The 22227-nt window shown below is 55.5% G+C and carries 25 protein-coding genes; 7 read left to right on the top strand and 18 right to left on the bottom strand.

Annotation, left to right across the window (positions count from 1 at the left end; genetic code table 11):
• Window positions 1-2 precede the first annotated feature (2 nt).
• Both SBL51_RS12210 and SBL51_RS12205 read left to right on the top strand, forming a co-directional pair.
• Complete coding sequence (locus SBL51_RS12210) at window positions 3-617, top strand: carbonic anhydrase (protein WP_317931244.1); 615 nt, start codon at window positions 3-5, stop codon at window positions 615-617.
• Between the two features lie 151 nt (window positions 618-768).
• Window positions 769-1089, top strand: coding sequence for a thioredoxin family protein (locus tag SBL51_RS12205; protein WP_317931243.1), 321 nt, complete (start codon window positions 769-771; stop codon window positions 1087-1089).
• 99 nt (window positions 1090-1188) lie between these two features.
• Here the strand turns inward: SBL51_RS12205 and chrA are convergent, their stop codons facing one another.
• The 8 genes from chrA to SBL51_RS12170 form a co-directional block, all read right to left on the bottom strand.
• On the bottom strand, window positions 1189-2376 hold the full coding sequence (gene chrA / locus SBL51_RS12200; RefSeq protein WP_317931242.1) for a chromate efflux transporter: 1188 nt from the start codon (window positions 2374-2376) through the stop codon (window positions 1189-1191).
• 42 nt (window positions 2377-2418) lie between these two features.
• Window positions 2419-2625, bottom strand: coding sequence for a hypothetical protein (locus SBL51_RS12195; RefSeq protein WP_317931241.1), 207 nt, complete (start codon window positions 2623-2625; stop codon window positions 2419-2421).
• Window positions 2610-3032 (bottom strand): HD domain-containing phosphohydrolase, encoded by a 423-nt coding sequence (locus SBL51_RS12190; RefSeq protein WP_317931240.1) that lies wholly within the window; start codon window positions 3030-3032, stop codon window positions 2610-2612. Before SBL51_RS12190 ends, SBL51_RS12195 begins: the two co-directional genes overlap by 16 nt.
• Window positions 3033-3291: 259 nt before the next feature.
• The gene (locus SBL51_RS12185) at window positions 3292-3447 is read right to left on the bottom strand and encodes a hypothetical protein (protein WP_317931239.1); all 156 of its coding nucleotides are present in this window, start codon (window positions 3445-3447) and stop codon (window positions 3292-3294) included.
• Window positions 3448-3459: 12 nt separating this feature from the next.
• Window positions 3460-3660 (bottom strand): hypothetical protein, encoded by a 201-nt coding sequence (locus SBL51_RS12180; RefSeq protein ID WP_317931238.1) that lies wholly within the window; start codon window positions 3658-3660, stop codon window positions 3460-3462.
• A gap of 166 nt (window positions 3661-3826) precedes the next feature.
• Window positions 3827-4072: an ATP-binding protein gene (locus tag SBL51_RS23285; RefSeq protein ID WP_411860481.1), complete on the bottom strand. Its 246-nt coding sequence runs from the start codon at window positions 4070-4072 to the stop codon at window positions 3827-3829.
• Window positions 4073-4272: 200 nt separating this feature from the next.
• Window positions 4273-4548 (bottom strand): hypothetical protein, encoded by a 276-nt coding sequence (locus tag SBL51_RS12175; protein WP_317931237.1) that lies wholly within the window; start codon window positions 4546-4548, stop codon window positions 4273-4275.
• Between the two features lie 54 nt (window positions 4549-4602).
• The gene (locus SBL51_RS12170) at window positions 4603-5001 is read right to left on the bottom strand and encodes a hypothetical protein (protein WP_317931236.1); all 399 of its coding nucleotides are present in this window, start codon (window positions 4999-5001) and stop codon (window positions 4603-4605) included.
• Between the two features lie 498 nt (window positions 5002-5499).
• Between SBL51_RS12170 and msrP the strand changes: the two genes are divergently transcribed.
• The 3 genes from msrP (at window position 5500) to SBL51_RS12155 (ending at window position 7816) form a co-directional block, all read left to right on the top strand.
• Window positions 5500-6507, top strand: coding sequence for a protein-methionine-sulfoxide reductase catalytic subunit MsrP (gene msrP / locus SBL51_RS12165; RefSeq protein ID WP_317931235.1), 1008 nt, complete (start codon window positions 5500-5502; stop codon window positions 6505-6507).
• Between the two features lie 94 nt (window positions 6508-6601).
• On the top strand, window positions 6602-7243 hold the full coding sequence (locus SBL51_RS12160; RefSeq protein WP_317931234.1) for a protein-methionine-sulfoxide reductase heme-binding subunit MsrQ: 642 nt from the start codon (window positions 6602-6604) through the stop codon (window positions 7241-7243).
• 123 nt (window positions 7244-7366) lie between these two features.
• Window positions 7367-7816, top strand: coding sequence for a cytochrome c (locus SBL51_RS12155; protein ID WP_317931233.1), 450 nt, complete (start codon window positions 7367-7369; stop codon window positions 7814-7816).
• Window positions 7817-7867: 51 nt separating this feature from the next.
• Here the strand turns inward: SBL51_RS12155 and SBL51_RS12150 are convergent, their stop codons facing one another.
• Complete coding sequence (locus SBL51_RS12150; protein WP_317931232.1) at window positions 7868-8545, bottom strand: cytochrome b/b6 domain-containing protein; 678 nt, start codon at window positions 8543-8545, stop codon at window positions 7868-7870.
• Between the two features lie 205 nt (window positions 8546-8750).
• On the opposite strand from SBL51_RS12150, the gene SBL51_RS12145 reads away from it, so the two are divergent.
• Window positions 8751-9551, top strand: coding sequence for a ParA family protein (locus SBL51_RS12145; RefSeq protein WP_317931231.1), 801 nt, complete (start codon window positions 8751-8753; stop codon window positions 9549-9551).
• Window positions 9552-9559: 8 nt separating this feature from the next.
• On the opposite strand, the gene SBL51_RS12140 is transcribed toward SBL51_RS12145, so the two are convergent.
• The 4 genes from SBL51_RS12140 to SBL51_RS12125 form a co-directional block, all read right to left on the bottom strand.
• Window positions 9560-10348 (bottom strand): 4'-phosphopantetheinyl transferase family protein, encoded by a 789-nt coding sequence (locus tag SBL51_RS12140; protein ID WP_317931230.1) that lies wholly within the window; start codon window positions 10346-10348, stop codon window positions 9560-9562.
• A gap of 1 nt (window position 10349) precedes the next feature.
• Window positions 10350-11816 (bottom strand): hypothetical protein, encoded by a 1467-nt coding sequence (locus SBL51_RS12135; RefSeq protein WP_317931229.1) that lies wholly within the window; start codon window positions 11814-11816, stop codon window positions 10350-10352.
• 170 nt (window positions 11817-11986) lie between these two features.
• Window positions 11987-13066 carry a GlxA family transcriptional regulator gene (locus SBL51_RS12130; protein WP_317931228.1) on the bottom strand — a complete coding sequence of 360 codons (1080 nt, stop codon included), beginning with the start codon at window positions 13064-13066 and terminating at the stop codon, window positions 11987-11989.
• 183 nt (window positions 13067-13249) lie between these two features.
• On the bottom strand, window positions 13250-15550 hold the full coding sequence (locus SBL51_RS12125; RefSeq protein WP_317931227.1) for an NADP-dependent malic enzyme: 2301 nt from the start codon (window positions 15548-15550) through the stop codon (window positions 13250-13252).
• A gap of 270 nt (window positions 15551-15820) precedes the next feature.
• On the opposite strand from SBL51_RS12125, the gene SBL51_RS12120 reads away from it, so the two are divergent.
• Window positions 15821-16042: a hypothetical protein gene (locus SBL51_RS12120; protein WP_317931226.1), complete on the top strand. Its 222-nt coding sequence runs from the start codon at window positions 15821-15823 to the stop codon at window positions 16040-16042.
• Here the strand turns inward: SBL51_RS12120 and SBL51_RS12115 are convergent.
• The 5 genes from SBL51_RS12115 to SBL51_RS12095 all read right to left on the bottom strand — a co-directional run bounded on the left by SBL51_RS12115 (window position 16012) and on the right by SBL51_RS12095 (window position 21977).
• Window positions 16012-17598 carry a diguanylate cyclase domain-containing protein gene (locus tag SBL51_RS12115; RefSeq protein ID WP_317931225.1) on the bottom strand — a complete coding sequence of 529 codons (1587 nt, stop codon included), beginning with the start codon at window positions 17596-17598 and terminating at the stop codon, window positions 16012-16014. The genes SBL51_RS12120 and SBL51_RS12115 overlap by 31 nt on opposite strands.
• Window positions 17599-17725: 127 nt before the next feature.
• On the bottom strand, window positions 17726-18919 hold the full coding sequence (locus tag SBL51_RS12110) for an outer membrane beta-barrel protein (protein WP_317931224.1): 1194 nt from the start codon (window positions 18917-18919) through the stop codon (window positions 17726-17728).
• A gap of 160 nt (window positions 18920-19079) precedes the next feature.
• Window positions 19080-19538, bottom strand: coding sequence for a hypothetical protein (locus SBL51_RS12105; protein WP_317931223.1), 459 nt, complete (start codon window positions 19536-19538; stop codon window positions 19080-19082).
• Complete coding sequence (locus SBL51_RS12100; RefSeq protein WP_317931222.1) at window positions 19538-20776, bottom strand: hypothetical protein; 1239 nt, start codon at window positions 20774-20776, stop codon at window positions 19538-19540. The genes SBL51_RS12105 and SBL51_RS12100 overlap by 1 nt, the downstream gene beginning before the upstream one ends.
• Window positions 20777-20894: 118 nt before the next feature.
• Window positions 20895-21977, bottom strand: a complete 1083-nt coding sequence (locus SBL51_RS12095; protein WP_317931221.1) for a PHB depolymerase family esterase — start codon at window positions 21975-21977, stop codon at window positions 20895-20897.
• Window positions 21978-22227: the final 250 nt, after the last annotated feature.

Raw genomic sequence — 22227 nt, 5'->3', positions numbered from 1 at the left:
GAATGGACAACATTTTAAAGGGTGTGCGCCACTTTCAGAAAAAAATCTTTCCCAGCCGCAAAGCTGAATTTGCCGAGCTGGCCAATGGTCAAGATCCTGAAGTGTTGTTTATAACCTGTTCCGACTCCCGTCTGGACCCCTGTTTGCTGACGCAGACCGTACCAGGCCGGCTGTTTATCTGCCGCAATGCCGGTAACGTCATCCCGCCGCACAGCAATCAAACCGGTGGTATGACCGCCTCCATTGAGTACGCGGTGGAGGTATTGAAGGTGGAACATATCATCGTCTGTGGGCATACCGACTGTGGCGCGATGAAAGGGGCGCTGGAGCCGGAATCCCTGGGCGAACTGCCCCACGTCAGGGAGTGGCTGGGTCACTGCCGGGCCGCCGCCGCCGTAGTAAAAGAGAAGCACGGTAACCTCTCCAGCCATTACCTTGATGAGATTACCCGGGAAAACATCAAGCTGCAGATCCAACATATCCGCACCCACCCCTCAGTCGCCGCCAAACTGGCCACCCACCAGGTGAGCCTGCACGGTTGGCTCTATGAGATAGAAACCGGTGGTGTGTTGGAGCTGGACCAGCTGACTGGCGAGTTCTCCCCGCTATTCGACTAGCCAAATTAGATTGCGATTGTCTGTTCAATAGCTTTCGCCTATGGGCTCAATCGCCATCTTTTGCGTGGGCTGGCCCCAGTTCTCTGCGACAATGCGGCCCATTCATTCAAGGCCCATTTATTCCAGGCTCAAAGATTCTAGGAGAAAGCTCATGACAACAATTAATGCGACAGACGCCAACTGGCAGGCCGAGGTACTGGCGGCTGAAACACCGGTAGTCGTTGATGTGTGGGCGCCCTGGTGCGGCCCTTGCAAAATGGTAGGCCCCGCCCTGGAGCGAATTCATGGTGAAGACCCGGAGCGCTTCAAGCTGGTCATGGCCAATATGGAAGAGTTCGAAGCGACCGCCAAATCGCTCAACATCATGGCCACACCAACACTGATGATCTTTAAAGGTGGCGAATTGGCGGCGAAAAAGTCCGGCGCCATGATGCAGAGCCAAATTAAACAGTGGTTGGAGCAAAATCTCTAAGCGGCGGAACACGTTGGTGCCGGCCTGTGCGGCACCCACACCAAACCGGGGCAGCCTACTGAGGTTGCCCCGGTTTTTTATGGGTGTGCTGACGGTGGCTTAGAGAAAGCTACGCAGCCAGGCGGTGGCCACCATCCCCAGTAACAGCCACAGCACAGAGAGCTTAACGGTTCTCACCAGAATCAGCCCCACCACAGCCACGGTGGTATCCACTCCGTTGGTCACCCCGGTGACCAGCACCGGTTGCAGAAAGGCCGCCAATAGCAATCCGACCACGGCGGCATTTACCCGGGCGAAAACCGGCTGCAGGGCGCTCTGTTGCCAGCTGCTCTGCCAGCCTTTAACGGTGGCCAATACCAGCAAAAAACCCGGTGTAAAAATGGCAATAGTGGCGGTGACGGCCCCCAACCAGGGTTGGTTGGGGGTTAGTTCAGCGCCTAAAAACGAGGCGAAGGTAAACATGGGGCCGGGCACCGCCTGCACACTGGCGTAGCCGAGCAGGAAGTGGTCGTTATCCAGGCTGTCGCCAACAAACTGCTGTAGCAGTGGCAACACCACATGGCCTCCACCAAAGACCAGGCTGCCTGACTGGTAAAAGCCGGCCCAAAGCCGGCCGAGCCCGCCGGCCAGTGCCAGCAGTGGCCCGGCCAGCAACAGCAGCGCAAAGCTTATAAACAACCAGTTAACTGCTGGTCGACGCCGTCCTTCAGCGCGCTGTGTGAGTGCACGCCAGTTGGGCTTTTCACCCGCCAAGGCGGCCACCGCCAGCAGTAAAATTTGGGTAAATTGGGCGGGAAAGACCAATAGTGCCAGGGTGGTGACAGCGGCGATGCCTTTGCGATACGGGGTATCACAAAAGCGGATAAAGAGGCTCCAGCAGGCATCGGCGACCACCACCACTGCTGCCAGCTTTAACCCCAGTAGTGTGGTATGAACCCATGGCTGTTCTGCCGGTGCGTAGATGGCCAGGCAGGCCATTAAGATAAATGAGGGCAGGGTAAAGCCCAGGAAGGCGGCCAATGCCCCGCCCAGGCCGCCGTGTTTAAGGCCGATGGCAAAGCCCAATTGACTGGATGCCGGCCCCGGCAGAAGTTGGCAGAGGGTGGTGAGTTGCATAAAAGTGGCTTGGTCGAGCCAGCGCAGCCGCTCTACGAAGGTTTTTTGGAAATAGCCGATGTGGGCGATGGGGCCGCCAAAGCTCATCAGGCCAAGGCCCAAAAACTGCCAGAATATGGCAAAGGGAGTGAATTTTTTCATGGCCGCCAGTGTAATCGTTGGTGGAGCCATAGCAAGCGTTGCGGCACGCTAAAACGTCACCCGGGAAGGCGCTTAACTCTTGGCGGCCTGCACGCGAAACGGTTGTCGCACACCCCGCCGCTCTGCAAACCCCAATAGCCGGCCCACGACGGTGCCGGTCACTCGTTGGTCTTTGGTCATCAGCAGTATATCGGCTTCGGAATAGGCATCTTCACTTAAGCTCATGCCGGGCATCAGCTCGGCCAGGGTCACTGTTTTGGTAATTAACACCGCATCCATGGCCGCGCCGACGCTACCCAGGGCTTCAATAAAATGGTTGTACTTGCCTTGGAAATGGTTGTTCGGCTTTCAATGGTTTGGGTATGGCTGGCGCCGGCTATGCGTAAATCTTCATAAGGCCCGGCGAAAAATAGCATCTGGGCACCGAGCAGAGTTTCCTCGGAGAGCGACTCGGGCGCGTCGCCTTCCGCCACTGTGGGCGCTTGCAGATCATTTTGATTGCGAATCATCAGGGCGACCTGCTCCAGGTGAGGGATTCGGTTCAGCGGGTGGTAGGCTACTTCTGGATGATTTTTAAAAAGTTTGTTCTCTGCCTCGGTTAATTTTGTGCGGGTGTCAACTTTTTCCAGCAGGTCTCCAGAGTGTGTGACGCAACCCAGCTGCGATAGCATGGCGGCAATTTCCAATCGCTAGGGCCTGTTAACACAAATTTAGCACCTCTGTTGAGCTTGAAATGAGCTCGATCTAGGCGCGAGCCGCGTAGTTTGATGGGCCCAAATCAGCGGTGAGCAACAACGAGCGAGCTCATTTCAGGCTCAACCCTTCGGGCTGGGGCCAGTTTTTTGCCCAGCGTTGTTGCCAGCCGCTTATGTAGGCCTACTACATGGCACGTCTGGCGCCTAGCTGGACAAAAAACTGACCTCCAGCAGTGGTGTTAAATTTGTGTTAACAGGCCCTAGCATTAAAAGCTTTGGCGAGCTTGGTAACAATGATGCGCGGGCCACCACTACGGCTGAATGCCATGGGGTTGACGATACTGAGTACCTCACTGATCACCTCCATGCTGGCCAATAAGGCGGTTTGCAGCAGTTCGCTCTCCACCAGATTGGCCTGCTACTGCTCGCAGGCGTCCGCTAAAACCGCAAGCAGATCTTCAGATTCGCAGGGCTTCATTAAAAAGCGATAAACACCGCCTTGGTTGACCGCACGATTGGCTGCTTCGGCATTGGCCTGGCCGGTGGGTAGTATGCGAATGGTGCTTATACTCCTGGCCTTCACCTTCGATAGAAGTTGGGCGCCGTCAACCTCTCGCATAATATCATGTCGCTGACCACTAGCGCGAAAGGTCCATCGTCGGTCAGCTTTTGCAGCCCCTCTTTGGCGCTTATGGCGGTATGGACGCTCTAAATTTTGTGCTGTAGGTCCTGCAGGCTTTCGAGCACATTCTTCTCATCGTCGACAATCAGAACTTTAGGTTTGCTCATTGCTGATCTTCTGCTCGGTGTTTTCGGTTTGGCTTTTTGGGTAGATAAATTTTAAATTCGGTACCACTGCCGGGCTGGCTGCTCACTTTAATTTTGCCGTGGTGGCGACCGCAGATAATCCGGTGGCAGAGTGACAGCCCCTGGCCGGAACCCTTCTCCACCGACTTGGTGGTGAAAAAAGGGTCGAATATTTTATCGATAATCGACGTGGGGATGCTGGTGCCGTTATCCGCGATGGTGATGAGAGCCTGTTTTTTTTAACTGTTTGGTGGCGATCGTGATTTTGCCCTGTGGGGTTTTGGGATGCTCGCCAAAGTTCGCCTGAATGGCATGCATCGAGTTCATAATTAAATGTAAAAAAAACTGGTGAATGTCCCCAATGCTGCAGTAGATAGGTGGCAACTCGTCGTAGTGGGTTGTTACCTCGGCGCACATTTTGTATTCATAGCGGGTCACACACCAGTGTGTTGTCAATGCCCTGGTTGATATCAGAGAAATTTCGTTCAACCTGTTCATTGTGAGGGAATGCCTTCATCGATTTAATGATGGTTCTAATCCGCTTGATGCCGGTGCGAGCCCATTCGAAGCTTACCGGCACCCGATTGCTCCGGTAGCGTAGGTCGTAGCGTTGCTCAATGACTGCAATTTTTTGCTGGGTCTCGTTGTTGAGTTCGATCAGCGCTTCGTATGCCTGGTTGGCGGATTGGATGTCGGCCACCGCCTCCTGCAGAAGATTGAGGCTGTCACCTACAAATTGAATGGGACTATTTATTTAGGGGGTGATACCTGCCGACAGCTGGCCGAGGGCCTCCATTTTCTGCGCTAGGCGTAGCTCCATCTCCTGTCGCTGGCGCATCTCTTCGTGCAACTTCTCTTGGGAGCGAAGCAGCTCCTCATTAATTTGTGTGAGCCGTGCGGTACGCCGCTCCACCGGTTTGGTGAACGACTCATTGAGCGCTTGCAGTTGCTGTTGAATGGTCTCACTCTGTTCCAGCGACGAGCGTTGCGCTTCGGTCAATAAAAAAAGATAGGTGGTTGGTTCATAGCGTGAATAGTCCTCCATGCTCAAACCCAAGTCGGTTAGCGAGCGCAGGTCGGTCACCCAGGGGATGCCAATAAATAGCAGGCCGGGTTCCTGCTGCAATTGCATTAATTGGCCGCTTAGTACCACCGTTGCGCGCTTTTACGGCCAACAACACAATGCACTGCAATTTCGCTTTAATCTCTTCAATATGAGTGATGGCCGGCGAGGTGAAATCAAACTGTTTGAAGAGCTGCTTATCCGCTTTGCGTTCTGGCAAATAGCGCATCAGGCTTGGACCCATATCGAGGACTTCGACGGCGTCGGCAATTTGAAATTAGAAGGAAAAAAGCTGAGCAGGCTCGCTGTTGGTTATATACATAGGGGGGTGGAGTGAGTCGGCCATGGGCATTGTGACTTTTTTGTTATCTCACAAAATGTGGCACAGGTATAGAATGTGGCAGCTGGGGCGAAGTGCTGCCTAACGCAGGGAGCTTTTAAGCGGTACTTATAAACAAGTGCTTTTACAGTAGCAGGGTTCAGGTTGCGGTGATCACTAAACCGTGAAGGTTTGTAATCAGAGGCCAGTGGCGGGAACCCGGGAGGGCTGCCTGGGTCCCAAAGAGAGTGGCGGCAGAGGGTAAAACAATGTTGATTCGTAGCAAGCAGGCGGGTGAGTTAACCGAGGCGCAGGTAACCGATGAGTCGGTTTACCGCAACCGCCGCCAGTTGTTAAAACAGATGGGTTTTGTCGGTTTGGGTGGTTTGCTGGCCAACCCTTCCCAAGCGGGTGTGTGGAGCTGGCTGGGTGACGACAAACCAGAAGCCTCGTTACCAGAGCGGGCAGCGCTCAGCTACCAGCCGGCGAGCCCCATCAGTGATCCGCTTACCAGCGAATCGAAGGTGCTCTCCTACAACAACTTTTATGAATTTGGCCTGGATAAAGCGGATCCGCAGCAAAACGCCAGAAACTTCCGGGCGGACCCCTGGCGGTTACAGCTCTCCGGTTTGGTGGAAAAACCCATCGAACTCGGCTTTGAAGATCTGTTTAATTTCCCATTGGAGGAGCGCATTTACCGCTTACGCTGTGTCGAAGCGTGGTCGATGGTTATTCCCTGGGTAGGCTTTCCGCTGTCGGCGTTGCTGGCCAAGGCGGGCATCAACTCCTCAGCCAAATATGTGGCCTTTGAAACCCTGTACGATCCAAAACAGATGCCTGGGCAGAGCAGCCGTATGTTTGGCGGTGGTATTCGTTACCCCTATGTCGAGGGTTTGCGGCTGGATGAGGCCATGCATCCGCTCACCATTTTGGCCGTGGGTGTTTACGGCAAGGCCTTGCCGCCGCAAAACGGCGCCCCCATACGGTTGGTGGTGCCCTGGAAATATGGCTTTAAAAGTATTAAGTCGATTGTTGGTATTCGCTTGCAATCGAGTCAACCAGAGACCACCTGGAATCGGGCGGCGGCCGATGAGTATGGCTTCTATGCCAATGTTAATCCGCAGGTTGACCATCCGCGTTGGAGCCAGGCCCAGGAGCGTCGCATCACCAAGGGTGGCTTGGGCTCCGATAGCCGCATCGCTACGCAGCTTTTTAATGGTTACGGGGCGGAGGTGGCCGGGCTATACTCCGGCATGGATTTGCGCCGATATTTTTAAATCATACGGTTCCCGCCAATCTGTTGTGCCCGCGCCAGTTTAATCGTGTGCGGGTAACGCTATCACTCAATTTTCCGGTTTTGTAATTCAGTCGATGATTCGTCAGCTCCTACCCCGTAACGCCATCAAACCCCAGCATGTAAAAATTGTGCAGTTGCTATTGCATCTGGGCTGTTGGTGGTGGCTGGGACGGGGTTATTGGCTGGCGTTGAATGATCGTATTGGCGGTGAGCCTGTGGAGTCGTTGATTCATCTCTACGGTGACACGGCGTTGCAGTTGCTGCTGGCGACGCTGGTGGTCTCTCCTTTTGTGCGCTACAGCCGGCAGTCTGCATTGATGCGGTTGCGGCGGCCGCTGGGCCTTTATAGCGCACTGTTTGCCTGTGCCCATTTGACGATTTACATTGCCTACGACCTGCAGTTTCAATGGTCAACACTGCTCTCTGAGGTGGTCAAAAGGCCCTATATCACAGTGGGCTTCTGTGCCTGGCTGCTGGTGATGGCTTTAGCGGTGACCTCTCTGCCGAAATTGGTACGTCGGCTTGGCCGCCGTTGGAAGCAGCTACACAACTGCATCTACCTTATTGCCATTCTGGTTTGCATTCACTACTGGTGGTCGGTAAAAGCGGATATTGCCGAGCCCGCGTTATACTGCTTGATATTGTCGGTATTGCTTTTTTTCCGCGGCGATAAATTTCTGCGCTATTTTGGTCAACTTTTTTCCACAATTCGATGATACTCTGTGCCCCGGCCAATGGTTAAGCGGAACACGGTATTGATCGATGGTTACAGATTTCGATAGATTTCCACCTTCCAAAAAAATAGAAAACCTAATGATAAGATTTGATAGGAGTTTGTAATGAAAAAGCTGTTATTACCTCTGCTGGCAGGTGCCACCGTGCTGGCTGCTCCGGTTTGGGCAGATAATTCCAAAGACCCGGTAAAGGCACAGGTTCACTATCGCCAATCCCTGTTCACCCTGGTGGGGGCGCATATGGGTAAGATGGGGGCGGTGATGAAGGGCAAAGCCGACTACAACGCAGAGGCGATGGTTGCCAGCGCCAATGTATTGGCCGCTCTCTCCGCGGTAGCGGATCAGGCTTTCGTGCTGGAAAGTGCGGTGCAGGGCTCCGAAGCGAAAAAGGAAATTTGGAGCGATAAAGCAGAATTCGATAAGCGCCTGGCCGACTTTGTTTCTGCCACCGCTACCTTGGCAGAAAATGCCGGAACCGAGGCGGGCTTTAAAGAGAACTTTTCGGCCGTTGGTAAAAGCTGTAAGGCTTGCCACGACCAATTTAAAGAGGATTAATCGATAATTGGCGCATTTGGCAACGCTGCCGCCAAGTGCGCCGACTCTCCCCTAACTACTGGTACTGGCAAATACCACCAGCCAGCTGATCAGCAGTACCACCAGCCCAACAAAGGGCGATTGCCACTTCAGTGATGAGCTCTGTGCCCGCTCGGCTGGCATTTTCCGGCGGCCGGTGATCATGGCGCCGACCAAGTGATCTCCCCGCAATGAGTGCAGAACAATGGCTGCCAGGTGAATAACCACCGCTGCCAAAATCAGATTGAAGCCCAGATGGTGGAAGTCGGTCAGACGTTCCTGCCAGTCGCTGCTTGCCCAGCTCACCCAGGGCCCTTCGTAGAAATAGTCGTCGCTGGCAAACAGCCCGGAAGCGCCCTGGGCTGTAATTATCAGCAGTAACACCAGCACCGACCAGCCTCCGGCAGGGTTGTGGCCAATGCTGCTGCGCAGTTGGCCGCCCGGCAGTAGATTGCGCAGTTCCTGCAATACGGCTTTGGGGCCACGTAAAAAATGGCTAAACCGAGCGGTATCGCTGCCGACAAGCCCCCATACAATGCGAAATAGGATCAGGGCCAGCGTCAGGCGGCCGGCCAGCATGTGCCACTCCATTAAATCGTCGGCCACTTCGGCGCTATACCAGAGAAAAATCATTAAGGCGACGATCGCCCAGTGCCAGAGGCGCAGGCTTAAATCCCAGATTTTTAAGCGAGTTGTTGAGTCTTTTTCCATTTTTACAGCTAAATTAGAAGGTGAAAGTGCAAAATTGCCCAGCAAACTGGGCTAGAACTGAAACTGACCTACGCGCTCAGCCAGAGTTCCATATGGTTGTCTGTGACGGCGTTTGGACTATAACAAACTGAGCGTTGTTTTGTGCAGGGGTGACAGCTTCGCTATAGGGTGGGTAATATGCTGAGAAACATTGGTTGTTGAAGTTATGCCAGAAACCTCGAAAGTTCGTGTAATCGCGCGGCAGAAAGCAACACAGATAATGATTGCCAACGGCAAGGGTGGCGTTGGTAAGACCACGGTCACCACTAACCTGGTCTCCCATCTCAGCCTGCTGGGGCCGGTGGCAATGCTGGATCTCGATCCGCAGGCCAGTGCCAGTTTCTGGTTGCAACTGCGTGGCCCGCGTGAGCCCAAGATCTCGGCGCTCTCGACCAAACTCTATGATCGCGGCCAGGTAACCCGCTCCTGGATGACTCACAAGGTCGGCCAGCAGGTGCGTTATGTGGTGTGCGACACTCCCGCCGGTATCCACTCACCGGATTTAGATCGTTGGTTACTGGATACCGATATCCTGTTGATTCCCGTGGCACCTTCTCAAATTGATATCAACGCCACGGCGGCCTTTGTTAAACAGCTGCTGTTGAACCCCCAGTATCGGGCCAAACCGGTGGCGCTGGGGGTTATTATGAATCGGGTTAAGCGCAACACGCTCAGCTTCCAAAAGCTGGAGCGCTTTCTCGATAGCCTGAAAATTCCAGTGGTGGCGACCCTGCGCGATACTCAAAACTACGTGAAAGCGGTGGAGGCGGGGCTTGGGATCAATGAGCTGCCCAAACCTTCGGCGGTCGATCGCGATGACTGGCTAAAAGTGATTCGTTGGATTCGCAAAGCGGAGCAGCAACAGTCCACCGCACTGGAGCGGCGCCAGGCACGTCGAACCCTGGAGCAGGGTGCGTCGCAACTGTTGGGCACGGAGGTTTGTCAGGATGTATCGGGCGAGGAGTGACGCCGGCGTTAGCCATGCGCAGCCAGCGCCACGCTGTTGGCAAAAAAGTCTGGAGCTTGCTCAAGCGCGCTGATGGTCAAGTCTGGTGCCACCTGCCAGAGCTGCGGCCCGCCATTGGCAACCAAGGGCGCTAACTGCAGCCAGCAGAGCAGGTAGTCCGACCAGACCCGGTAGGAATATATCTGCACCTGGCTACCCACCAAATCACACTCTTCATCGGCTATTGCCACCTGCTGTTGTGGCCCCAGCGCAAAGTAGAAGCTTTGCAGCGACTTCTGTAATCCCTGGCCTACCGCTTTCACATAAGCCTCTTTTAACGTCCAGAACCTGAAAAACCGTTGCCGTTGATCGTTCGGTGTATTGCCGGCGCTGATGGCGGTAACTTCACTGGGGTGGAAAAAGTGGTCGGCAATCTCCAGGGTGCTGCTCTTGCGCTGGGTGGTTTCAACATCCAGGCCGATGGCACCGTTGTTGGTAATGGCCAGCGCCACCACGCCCTGGGTGTGGGAGAGGTTGAAGTCGATGGCGTTGTCGACCAGTGATGGCTTGCCGTGGTCGTTTTGCTGGAATAGCAGACTCTCCGGTTGCCTATCGAGATGCTTGGCCAAAAACCAGCGGGTGAGTATTTTGCCCAACAGGAATTGGTGCTGGGCATCCAGGTTTTTAAAGCGCTCGTAGCGCTCCTGCTCCTCGGTGTTTAACAACCAGTAAAAACGCTGTTTGAGTGCGGCAAAATCCCAGTCGGAGTAGTGGCAGAGGTAGAGGCTTGCCACGGGCTTGGCGGAATGCTCACTCATCTCAGGTAGGGCAATAACCAGAGACCTGGGTACCATCGTGTTTGTAACAGGTGCCGTTAGCGGTCATCTTGCCGTCGATAAACTCTCCTTCAAAACGGTCGCCGGTTTCTGTCCAGTAGGTTCCCCGGCCATGTTTTTTATCGTCTATCCAGGCGCCGTCGTAACGAGCGCCGGTGGGGTAGGACATAATGCCCTGGCCCGAGCGTTTACCGTTGACGAACTGGCCTTCATAGGTGCTGCCCGAGGTCCAGGAGAAGATGCCCTTGCCGTGGGGTTGGTTGGCGCTGTTGCAGGTGCCGGTGTATTTGTTGCCGGAGACAAAGTTGAGGCGGCAGGATGTGAGTTGGTCAGGGTCGCTGCCAACGGTGTTGGCCACCGGTGCCGGTCGATTGGCGGATGGAAAACTGGCAATAAAACGTACCCCGACAATCGCCAACCAGATGATGATCAGGCCCAGGGCAATGGCCATCAACTTCTGTGTGCGCGATACCGAAACAGCTCCGTTCACTTTGGGCGAGAGGGGTCGACCCAACAGCTGGGTTAGTGAGTAGAGACTGTTGAGCAGATAGCCGCCCCACACCTGCTTTGGGGTTACCGAATCATCGAGAATCGTCTCCAATGCCTGCAGGTGATATTTTTCGGTGTCCGCCTTCACCTGAGCCTCTGCCGCACCGGTATCGGTGGCCAGGGCTTCAATTTTACCTGGCCCCAGATAGCGGGCTGAGACCTTAAAGCTACTGATCTGACTGCCATCCAGGGCCGTCATGGGGTAGCGTTTGGCCTTAAAGGCAATGGTCAACACTGCGCCGGGTTCGAGCTTCTCTTTGATGCCCAGCTGCACCTCATGGGGTTCGTCTTTGCCACTTTGATGAATGGCGGCGGCGGTTACTGTGCACCAGTGGTCTTCGGCCTCGGCGCGGAAATCACCCGCCGCCACACCCTGGTGCGGAATCAATTGCCGATTGAGGCAGACATTAATGCGGTTGCCTTCGACGTGGGTGATGGCCGGAGGTAGCTCCGGCGCCTTCTGCTTTTTGGCTTTATTGGCCAGCGACTCGAGCAGCTTGGCAGGCAGGGCGCCTTTCGGTTCCTGGCGGGATAGTTTTACCGGCAGATGCAGAATAAATGGCTCGATGGAGTCACCGGTGGTATTGGACCACATCAGTAGCTCCAGCGGATGGTAGTGCAGCTCCATCTCCGATACCGGTGGCAGCGGGTGGTCGAGCACCAAAATAATGGTCGACAGGGGGCCCTGGTCGGTGTCGCGGTTTTTGATTTCAAGGTGGATAGGACGCACCGTGCTGTCGCCGCCGGCTTCACACAGAGGCAGGGAGATGGAGAAGTCGTCCGGATTGGGCTTTAAATCACTGTCGAGTAACTGGTCAAAGGCGAGGCGCAGGTAAACGCCGGAGGCCACCGCTGGCGCAATGCGAAAAGGGAGTGAATGGCCGTCCGTATCTACAGTCACTGAGTTAGATTGCATGGTGCTTAGGTGCCAGGGATGGGCTGGAAAGATCTCGATTTGTGCCGTAACTCTATTGCATTACGCACAATAACGCTAATTCGACTTAAAAGTCTGGGATTAGAACCGTTTTTTCCATGGCCGGTTCCACCGAATTGTCGGTGGCAGCTAGAGGTTTAGCCCATCGCCGAGAGGTTGGCGGCTGGGTTGCGTCGAAAGGGCGAGTAGTAACGTCGCGCCTCATTCGTGCTCTCCGGGCTTACAGCGCTGGCCTTGGTGTTGGTTTCCATGATTGGCGCCGCCTGATCATTACGGCGTTCGTCCCTGGGTGTAAGGCCAAGGTTTTCGCGATAGACCCGGCTGAAATGGGGCGTGGAGATAAACCCACAGGCATTGGCGACATCCAAAATGGGCAGGCTGGTGTGTTTCAGCAGCTGACGGGCGCGGGCCAGGCGCGCCTTCAGGTAGTAGCGAGATGGGCTCTGTGCCAGGTGTTTTTGGAACAGCCGCTCCAACTGGCGGCGCGAGATGGAGACGTAGTTCGCCAGCTCATCCAGCGCGATAGGTTCTTCGATATTGTTCTCCATCAGGGCGATAGTCTCGCGCAACTTCTCCGGGTACTCCTCAACACTTTCACTCATTTCTGTACGGCCGGAGTAGCTAGGCAGTACCTGCAGTGCCACCTGTTCGGCCAGCTCCTCGCCGTGGTGTTGGCCGACCAGGTTGAGCATGGCCTGCAAGGGGGCGGTGCCGCCGGCACAGGTCAGCCGGGTGCTGGCCAGGTGGAAGGCTTTGTCGGTGGCTAGTACTTTGGGGAAGTGGCGGCGTATCGCCTGCAGGCATTGAGGGTGGGCACTGATGCGGTGGCCATTGAGCAGGTCCGCCGCGGCCAGCAGAAAGGCGCCACGGCAGAGGGAGCCCAACACAATGGCCTGGTCGGCAAAGCTGGTGAGCCAGCGGATATGGTGGTTGGTGCATTGGTGCTGGAAGCTGTCACCAGCAACAACCAGCAGGCAGTCCAAGGGTTGGTGTTGACTGGTGGCGGCGTCAGGGGCCACCAACAGCCCTTCACTGGTGTGTACCGGCCGCTTGTTGACGCTGAGTGTGTGCCATTGGTAGAGCTGGCGGCCGGCCACCAGATTGGCGGTGCGCAGTGGTTCAATGGCCGAACCCAGTGCCAGGGTGGTAAATCCATCAACTAGTAGAAAGCCGATACGAAAGGGTTGCTGCTCGCGAATCTGGGCCATGCTAGTCATAGTTGCTTCCCATGTTGATTAAACCTGGCGTCACCTTTGGCCAGGTTTTCTCCCTAATTAAACGGTTAAGTTACCTGGGTTGGGCGTAAAAATCTACACATCTTTGCGATGGATCTATTAATCGGGAGTGGGAGGTTAATAGCCTGGGGGCGGGTGCACTCTCCGCTCCCAGGCAGATTTTGGCTAGCGGGCCAGCTGCTGCTGATAGCGCAGGATATCGGCCGCCGCCAGGGCGCTGGTGTTGTAGATACTGCGCGCTGAGGCGGAGTTGACCAGAATATGAGCTGGTTTTGCCAGGCCGGAGAGGAAGGGGCCCACCAACAAGCCATTGGCTTTGCGGCGCAACAGCCCCAGGGCCAGATGGGCGGCATCAATGTTGGGGAAGATCAGCAAATTGGCGCTGCCTTTCAGGTGGCTGTGCTCAAAGATGGTGTTGCGATACTCCTCATCGAGGGCGGTGACCGCGTGCATTTCGCCGTCGATCTCCAGATCTGGATACTGCCGGCGCAACAGCTCGGAGGCTTTGCGCATTTTCTGGGCCGAGGGCGCGGTCGAGCTGCCAAAGTTGGAGTGTGAGAGCAGCGCCACCTTAGGGGTGATGCCAAAGCGGTGAACCTGTTCGATGGCCGACTCAGTGGTGCTGACAATCTGTTCGACGGTGGGGTCGATATTGATAAAGCAGTCGGCTAGGAACAGAGGTCCATCTTTCAGCAGCAGGGTGGAAAGGCTGGTGAGGTGGGGTTGCTTGCTGCTCATGCCCAATATTTCAGTTACCCGGCGTAGGTGGTAATCAAAGCGGCCGATCTTGCCGCAGATCATGCCATCGACAATACCCTGGCGAACCAGCATGGCCGCCAGTACCGTGGCGTGGGTACGCACCATGGTCTGACTGGCCTCCACCGAGTTGCCTCTGCGGCCCACCACAGCGTGGAACTCCTCCGCCAGGGATTGAGTGAGCTCAGAGGTTTCCGGGTTGATCACCTCAATGTTTTCGCCCACCTTAAGCCGTAGGCCCAAATCGGCGATCTTCTCCTCGATCACCTGGGTACGGCCAATCAGTACCGGTGTCGCCACGCGCTCATCGACTACCTTCTGCACCGCGTGCAACACCATTTCGTTTTCACCTTCGGCGTAGGCGAGTCGGGATTGGGCACTCTGGGCCATGGCTACCACCGGCTGCATGAACATGCTGGAGCGCACCACGTAGGCATTGAGTTGCTGCTGATAGGCGTTCAGATCTTCAATGGGCCGGGTGGCGACTCCGGACTCCATGGCCGCCTTCACCACCGCCGGCGGTACCACGGCAATCAGACGCGAGTCGAAAGGCTTAGGAATAATGTATTCGGGGCCGAACTTGAGTTGTTCGCCGGCATAGGCCTGGGCTACTTCGTCGGTGGATTCCTGCAGGGCCAGTTCGGCGATTGCTTTCACACAGGCGACTTTCATCTCTTCATTAATGGTGCTGGCGCCGCAGTCGAGTGCGCCGCGAAATATAAACGGGAAGCAGAGAACGTTATTCACCTGGTTGGGATAGTCGGAGCGGCCGGTGGCGATAATACAATCGGGGCGGGTGGCTTTGGCTTTTTCCGGTGTAATCTCCGGTACCGGGTTAGCCATGGCTAAAATCAAGGGGTTCTCTTTCATGCCCACCAGCATCTCGGCGGAGAGGGAACCGGGGCCGGAGAGGCCAAGGAAAATATCGGCGCCGTCCATGCACTCAGCCAGGGTGCGTTTGTCAGTCTCCTGGGCGTAGGCCTCTTTGTAGCGATTCATGCCTTCGGTGCGGCCGCGATAGATCAGCCCCTTGCTGTCGCAGACATAGACGTTCTCTTTTTTCAGCCCCATGCTGACCATCAAATTGATACAGGCAATGCTGGCGGCGCCGGCACCGGAGGCGACCAGGACCACCTCTTCAATGCGCTTGTTGACGATTTTTAAGCCGTTGTAGACGGCCGCGGCGGCAACGATGGCGGTACCGTGTTGATCATCGTGAAAGACGGGTATATTCATGCGCTCACGGCACATGCGCTCAATTTCAAAACACTCCGGGGCTTTAATGTCCTCTAAATTAATACCGCCGAAGGTGGGTTCCAGGGCGCAGACAATATCGACAAATTTATCAACGTCGGTTTGATCAACTTCAATATCGAAGACATCGATATTGGCAAATTTTTTAAAGAGAACCGCTTTGCCCTCCATCACTGGTTTGGAGGCGAGTGCGCCAATGCTGCCCAAACCAAGTACCGCTGTACCGTTGGAGATGACGCCCACCAGATTTCCGCGCGCGGTTACTTCCGCGGCGGCGGCCGGGTTGCTGACGATGGCACCACAGGCGTAGGCCACACCTGGCGAGTAGGCTTTGGCGAGGTCGGATTGGGTGTCCAGTGGAGTGGTGGGGGAAATTTCCAATTTGCCGGGTTTGGGCAGGCGGTGGTATTGCAGCGAGGCTTGTTTAAACGTCTCTTTTGAATCGGAACTGGACATGGAAATACTCCTTGTTTGCGCTGGCCTGTGTCGGAATAGAGAGTTTTGGTCGGGGCACTCTCGCCGTTGAGTCGGGCCTTGGCTAATTGCTTTTTTGGATGTTGCTAATTGTTTTTCTGGATGTTGCTATTTTCTGCCAGGGGCTGGCATGAATTTCGGCCAGACAATGTTGGCGCCCAGCTCCATAACCCGCGGTAATTGGGGCACTATTTATACCCTAGATGGGTGGGTGTTTATAGCGCTGTTTCGATCAAATTCACTGGTACTTTGGTGGCGGGTGATCATTTTTGGTCAATTGTTGTTCCAGGCTCTGGCTCTGAAGCAGAAATTAATTTTTTGACTGATGAATTCACCGGTGCGTGCAGTTTGCTGGCCGCGTCATTTAAACATTTTGGCAAACGCCCGATTATCGCTGAGCGGAGTATTGGCGTGGAGGGGGTGAAATCTGCTGCCGCTATTGATTACGCGGCAGAAAAATTAACCACAGCATAGTTGTTGCGGCCGCTGTGTTTCACCTTGTACATGGTTTTGTCGGCTCGCCGCAGCAGCTCCTCAGCGCAGGCGCTTTCGTTGGCCGGCACATAAACCACACCGATACTGGCCCCGATATGTGCCGAATGGTCATCATCCAGAACAATGGGTTCCTGCAGCTGCTCAACAATACGCTCGGCCAATTTAGCCGAGATGGTCTCGTTGATATCGTCCAGCAGAATGACAAACTCGTCGCCGCCCATGCGGCAAATATAGTCATTGGCGCGCGTCATTTTTTGCAACTGTTGGGCAACGTCTCTTAGCACCTGGTCGCCGGCGCCGTGGCCCAGGGTGTCGTTAACCACCTTAAATCTATCCAGGTCGATGGCCATTAAGGTGAGACTCTGCTGGCCGGAGCCAGTGCGACCCAGGCGCCGGTTAAATTCAACTTCGAAGCCCAGGCGATTACCCAATTTGGTGAGCGGGTCGGTACGCGCCAGCGTTTGGGCGGCAATACTTTCGCTCTTCACGGCGGAGATGTCGTTGATGATTCCCTGAATTGAGTGGTCGTCGATGGGGGTCAGGTTCAACTGCAGCCAGGTTTCCCGGTGGCCGTTTTTTCCCGGCAGGTAAATTTCCAAATGCAGTTTGGAGAGGTTTTTCAGGCTCTTGGCTATCTGTTCGTTGGTCTCCGGAATGTCGGTGGTCAGAATATCCTGAACCTGGCTGTCACCGGTTAGTGTTACCCCTTTACGCAAACTGATAATTTGGCAGGCATGGTTGTACGACAACAACTTGCCGTCGCGGTCGGCCAGGAAGATGCCGGTTCTGGCGTTTTCAAAAATGGCCTCCATTTTCCGTTGTTGGATTTCACTCTCCCGGCGCAGTGCGCGCTCCAGGCTAAAAGCCTGGTACATCTTGTCGATCAGTGTATTGATGTATCTGGCGGTCTGTCCCAACTCAACGCCGTTGCGCTGTTCGTCGATATCCAGGTGCTCTCCCGTTTCGATATCAAGCTTATCAAGCTTGGCCAGGAACGCCTTAACCCGCGGCATGGCCACCGCCCAGCCAGCCCAGACCATGGCAAAAATTACCGCCAGCGTCTGCAGAACAATGGGCGTTAGCACGCTCACCAGGTAGTGGAATTTTTGTTGGTCGAGGGTGTTTTGGTCCAACTGGATGCTGATTTGGCCGACCACGACCGAATTGTCGAACGGTGAGCGAATGGTGCGTGTGGTCTCTATGCCGCTCATGGTATGGCCGCGGGTGTTGGTCATTGAGATCAGATCGTCGCCCTCGGAATCGATCAGCCTGACCTGGTAGACAATATCGTTGTTGATCAGGCCGCGGGCAATTTCCCGGGCGAGGCCCCGGTCATTCAGATAGGCGGCGATTTTTGCGCTGGGCTCGATAGTGTTGATCAAACCCTCCACCTGGGCCAGCGTTCTGTTTTTGATATCGCTACTGGCGAGGGAGTAGTTAAACGCCAGTGAAATCGCGCCAATCACAGTCACCAGCAAGGCGAAGTACTGTAGCGATTTTACAACCAGGCTGTTGCTGAAATGCGCAGTTTTCAAAGGCGTACCACCCTGCTTGCTAGTGATTTTCTCATGGTCTTAGCCGCGATCATTCTGTCGCCGGCGGAGATAAAACCTGACTTTGCTGGGCATGCTCGCTGGCGATAGTGTGTTTGCCGGCCAACCATTAGAACACCATATCCAGAACCAGTGAAAAGAGGTTGGCATTGCCATCCCAATTCTCCGATTCTCTCAGCCAAAACAGGCTTGGGTTCTCATTACTGTCGATGTGGTTGTACTGCATTTTCAGTGCAATATTTTCCGCCAGCTCCGAGCGCAGACCCAAGCCATAGTTAAACTCTTCGCCGTGGGTATTGTTGGCGCTCTGCTTGATGATTGCGTTCAGTTCGTCCGACAGACCGCCGCTGTTTAGATTATGCAGTTCGTCGTTGTGGACGTAGGTGATAACGACATAAGGGGTCAGCCGCTGAAACTTGTAACCGAGGCTAAAATAGGCGCTGTTGGCCTGGCTCAAAGAGCGGTAGCCGGTGTCGGTGTTGCTGACCACCGCCTCCAGGCGCCAATTGGCGCGATCATAATTCCAACCCAAATAGCTGTATTCGAAATTGGTATCTTTAATCAGCGCTTCATTCAGAACCTGCACCAGATAGGCATCGGTGGCGGCATCACCGGTGTCGATGGGCACCAGAGCGTTATCTCGGGTGCTGAGCAGCGCCTGGCGGTCCAATTTAATTCGGTTATAGCCGGCGCTGACACCCCAGTTGCCGGAAATATAGTCAAACGAAAGGCCATACAGTGGCGAATTGCGTGCGTCGATTTGGTCATCCGGATGGCTGGAGGGTGTTTTGCCGTATAAACCGCCATAGGCCTTCAGCTGTAGGGTGTCGAAGCCGAACAGAAAACTTTTGCGGACAGAGACCCCTTTGAAGCTGGAAGCGATGTTCAGGGTGTAGAACTCGGTCGGTGGCCGCGCCCACAGATAGGAGTAGCCAACGTGGACTGAGTCGGCGCGATAGAAGGATTCAAAGGGAATATAACCCGCTTTAATCAACCAGCCATTACCTGCCCGCCAATTGGCCGAGACTGAAAAGAGGTTGGTCTCAAACTCATTCGATAACCCATAGCGGGTAATCAGCTGTAGCTCCCCACCCAGTCTGCTGTGGGGTTTGTAACTCAGGCGCAGGCCAAAGCGGGAATCGGCTTGGTAGGTAAACTGGCTGAAATCGGCGTTGAGCTGGCTGGCGTCACGATAAAACTGGGCCTCTTTTTCCGTGTTGTAAAGCAGGCCCAGGGTGGCGTGGCCACTGAAAAAGAGGTCGTCGGCGATCTCCTGCTCGGCCGCCCGGGCTGCACCGGTCACCGCCAGCAGAAGGCTCTGTAGGCAAACTAGGCAAACAACAAGCGGCTTGGGCAGAGAGGGCAAATTCAGAATCCACGGGGTCAGGTTCTTAAAACGGCACATCAAGTATAGAACAACCCAGGTGCCACGCCGGACGATGGGGCCGCGTGGGTTTGGGTAACTACTCCCCCAGAACGTGGACCACCCGGTAACTGGCTTCGGGTAACTGTTTTAATTCTGATTCCGGCAAATAGGCAATAGCACCCAGGTTGTTGCGGATAACTTGCCGAATCTGTTCATAGGTGTCCATCTGGCGGGGTGGGGAGGCGTCGCCGGAAAACATGACGCGGGTCCAGTAGGAGTTCACCTCGGCCAGGTCGCGGTGGATCAGTGCCTGGTAAAACTCGGCCTTTTCCGGGTGGTCACTGCTGATATCCAGTGGCAGTGCGATCTGTTGCCGGTCGAGCTTTTGGCTGCGCCCCATGAAGATATTGAGTACTTCACTGTGGCTTAAAGACTCGACCTCAACGGCGGCATTCACCACCACGTAGAGCTTTTCGGCCTGGGCTGAGGCGGCCAGTAGCCAGGTCACCCCAATCAGGACCTGTAGGAGTCGGCAGTGGCGTTTGATCCAGGCCATCAGAAGATCGCGTCCATTACCAGGGAGAACTGATTGGCGGTGCCGTTCCAATCGGGGGACTCGTTAATCCAGAGATAGCTGTCGCTGTGCGCCTCTTCAATGTGATTGAACTGCAACTTGAGTGATAGGGTGGCGCTCAGGTCAAGCCGCACTCCTAAGGCCAGATTGGTCTGCTCGGCCTGGGCGGCCTTGACCCCTTCCAATATCACCCCCTCAATGAATGCAGGCAGATTGCCGCGCAGGGAGTGTGGCGGGTTGTTGTGGGCGTAGGAGACCATGGCAAACGGAGTCCAGTTGTCCAGCCGATAGCCCAGGCTTAAGTAGCCGTTGTAGGTATCCTGAAATACGCGCAGGCCACTATCGGTTTCTGCGGCGGCACCCTCTAGGCGCCAGGGGCCCTGCTCATAGGCAAAGCCAAGGTATTGATAGCTGATATCGGTGTTGTCTACCAGGCTGTCAAACAGCAGCTGCAGCAGAGCCGCGTCGCCCCCTTCCGGAGGAGCCAGAAAGGCGTTGTTTTTGGTGGTCAGCAGCGCCTCGTCCGCCATGTCGAACTCTACCCAGCCGTAACTAAGCGCTAGGTGTTCACCGGTGTACTCCAAGGTGAGACCCATCAGGGGTGAGTGACTACCATCGTACTGGTCGTTGGGGTGGGTCGAGTATTGGCGCCCCAGTACGCCGCCGTAGAGCTTGCCGGAGAGGCTCTGCGTGCCCCAGAAAAAGCGTTTTTGCAGGGAGATGCCTTCAAAATTATTGGCAATGTTGAAGTTGTACATCTCCACCGGCGGCCGCGCCCACAGGTAGGAGTAGCCCACGTGAATGGAGTCGGAACGATAAAACGACTCCAGTGGCAGAATACCAACGCCCAGCTGCCAGCCGTTGCCGGGGCGAATTCGGGCCGAGGCGGCGAACAGGTTGGTCTCGAAGTTGTTGGAGAGGCCGTAGCGGGTGATCAACTGCACTTCGCCACCGATCATCTTGTGGGGCCGGTAACTCAGGCGCAGGCCCAGGCGGCTGTCGCTCTCCAGGGTGAGTTGATCAAAGTCGGCGTTGCGTTGATTGAGGTTGCGGTAAAACTGGGCGTCTTTGGTCTCGGTGTAGAGTGCGCCGAGGGTGGCGTGGCCGGAAAAATAGAGTTCGTCACCTAATTTGGTTTCGGTTGCCCATAGCGCTGGGCAGAGGGTAACGGTCAGAATCGCCAGAAGAGCGGCACTGCGTTGTGGTGGCGAATTCAACATCTTTTATCGTTATAGAAAGCAATCTTGGTTGCTTTGATTATAGGCCAGGGCACAGATTGTGGTTGCGGCGCTATTCTAGCCAGCTGGCACATAGATTTCCATGGGTATCTGCCGTCCGCTAGCTAGGGGCTTCGTTGTCGTGGGACTTGAAGAAGCGCCACATGAATTCAGAGATATTAAACGCATTGGGGTAGCTGAATGCCCCCGGGCGCCCACCGTACCAGCCGTGGTCCGGGCCCTCCAGCCAGAGGGTTTCCAGCTCGGAGCGGCGTTTTGCTGAGCGGTAGCGGGTATGGTGCCAGCGGCTGTTGCCGGTTTCGCCAGAGCGCATACCCGATTTCTTGTGCAGCGCAATGTCGAAACACTGCGCCCAGCTGTCGCGCAGATTCTTGGCCGCTTTGATATTCACCACCGAGTCATCCCGGGAGTGAATCACCAGCAGCGGCACTTTAAATTTGCCGCTGCCCATCTGATCTTCCATGGTTCGTACCAGGGTGGGGACTGATCGATAGTGGGGGGAGAGTGGCCGAAAGAAGTTGACGGCGTGGGCCGATTCGCCATAGGCCACGCCGGCCACCGACGCGCCCGATGCCAGCCCCTGGCCGTGGGTAACCATCAGCGCCACCGCCATGCCCGCGCCGGATGAGAGGCCGGCAACATGAATGCGCTTGGGGTCAATGTGGAACTGGCTTTTCACCTCTTCAACAATTTGCCAGAGGTCCTCCACCTCGCCGGCGCCGGCCCGAGTCTGACTCGGCATCCACCAGCCCCAACAGTTTTTGCCCCGTATGCCGCCATATTTGGTGATGTAGGGGTAGACGACGATAAACCCCTCGCGCTCCGCCAGCGCACTGAAGTTGCTGATCTTTTCAATATCGAGATGGTTCTGTTGGCAGCCGTGCAGCACCATCACCAGGGGCACCGCCCGTGATGGTTTATAGCCACTGGGCACAAACACCCGGTAGAGGCGATCTTTCGAGCCGCGATAGTCGCGTGCTTTCAAACGCAGGTCGAGGTGTTGGGAGGGGTGTGGTTCGGGGGCTTCTGTTGCCGGCTCAAAGGCTGGCCACTCGCCGGTTTCGGTTACTGGGCGGGGGGCATAGGGTGATGCCAGCGGGCTGCGCAACAGCGCTGCCGGCTGCACGCCAATACGGGTGAGCAGCTGTTTGACGGCCTGTTTGGTGGAACTGATTAACGTCATGAACACTTAATCCGGTGTGAAATACCTGTAGCACACACGAATACCGACCTTGGTCCCACTCACTTGGCTGCGGATAGAGGTCTCCAGGCACAGACTCACTGCGTCTGGATAGCAGAGCAACGATGGCGAGAAGTGGCTGTGCGCGAGCCGATGGGGCTGTTGTTAGCGCGGGCTCCCAGGCCCGCAACTGGCCGCATTACCTCTGCATAGGTTTGCGGCCACAGGCTGACCCGCTCAAGTTTGTTGACCG

Origin of the sequence: Halioxenophilus sp. WMMB6 (genome assembly GCF_033283405.1) — a bacterium.
Taxonomy (GTDB): Bacteria; Pseudomonadota; Gammaproteobacteria; order Pseudomonadales; family Cellvibrionaceae; genus Halioxenophilus.
Note: the sequence above shows the minus strand (reverse complement) of the source record. Positions and strands in the feature narration are given on the sequence as shown.

Bases quoted from the DNA above. Each gene is read 5' to 3' on its own strand.
- msrP (WP_317931235.1), top strand. From the start codon at position 5,500: ATGTTGATTCGTAGCAAGCAGGCGGGTGAGTTAACCGAGGCGCAGGTA.
- SBL51_RS12210 (WP_317931244.1), top strand. From the start codon at position 3: ATGGACAACATTTTAAAGGGTGTGCGCCACTTTCAGAAAAAAATCTTT.
- SBL51_RS12105 (WP_317931223.1), bottom strand. From the start codon at position 19,538: ATGGCCTGGATCAAACGCCACTGCCGACTCCTACAGGTCCTGATTGGG.
- SBL51_RS12140 (WP_317931230.1), bottom strand. From the start codon at position 10,348: ATGAGTGAGCATTCCGCCAAGCCCGTGGCAAGCCTCTACCTCTGCCAC.
- SBL51_RS12095 (WP_317931221.1), bottom strand. From the start codon at position 21,977: ATGACGTTAATCAGTTCCACCAAACAGGCCGTCAAACAGCTGCTCACC.
- SBL51_RS12100 (WP_317931222.1), bottom strand. From the start codon at position 20,776: ATGTTGAATTCGCCACCACAACGCAGTGCCGCTCTTCTGGCGATTCTG.
- SBL51_RS12130 (WP_317931228.1), bottom strand. From the start codon at position 13,066: ATGACTAGCATGGCCCAGATTCGCGAGCAGCAACCCTTTCGTATCGGC.
- SBL51_RS12195 (WP_317931241.1), bottom strand. From the start codon at position 2,625: ATGGATGCGGTGTTAATTACCAAAACAGTGACCCTGGCCGAGCTGATG.
- SBL51_RS12145 (WP_317931231.1), top strand. From the start codon at position 8,751: ATGCCAGAAACCTCGAAAGTTCGTGTAATCGCGCGGCAGAAAGCAACA.
- SBL51_RS12205 (WP_317931243.1), top strand. From the start codon at position 769: ATGACAACAATTAATGCGACAGACGCCAACTGGCAGGCCGAGGTACTG.
- chrA (WP_317931242.1), bottom strand. From the start codon at position 2,376: ATGGCTCCACCAACGATTACACTGGCGGCCATGAAAAAATTCACTCCC.
- SBL51_RS12180 (WP_317931238.1), bottom strand. From the start codon at position 3,660: ATGCGAGAGGTTGACGGCGCCCAACTTCTATCGAAGGTGAAGGCCAGG.
- SBL51_RS12155 (WP_317931233.1), top strand. From the start codon at position 7,367: ATGAAAAAGCTGTTATTACCTCTGCTGGCAGGTGCCACCGTGCTGGCT.
- SBL51_RS12125 (WP_317931227.1), bottom strand. From the start codon at position 15,550: ATGTCCAGTTCCGATTCAAAAGAGACGTTTAAACAAGCCTCGCTGCAA.
- SBL51_RS12150 (WP_317931232.1), bottom strand. From the start codon at position 8,545: ATGGAAAAAGACTCAACAACTCGCTTAAAAATCTGGGATTTAAGCCTG.
- SBL51_RS12160 (WP_317931234.1), top strand. From the start codon at position 6,602: ATGATTCGTCAGCTCCTACCCCGTAACGCCATCAAACCCCAGCATGTA.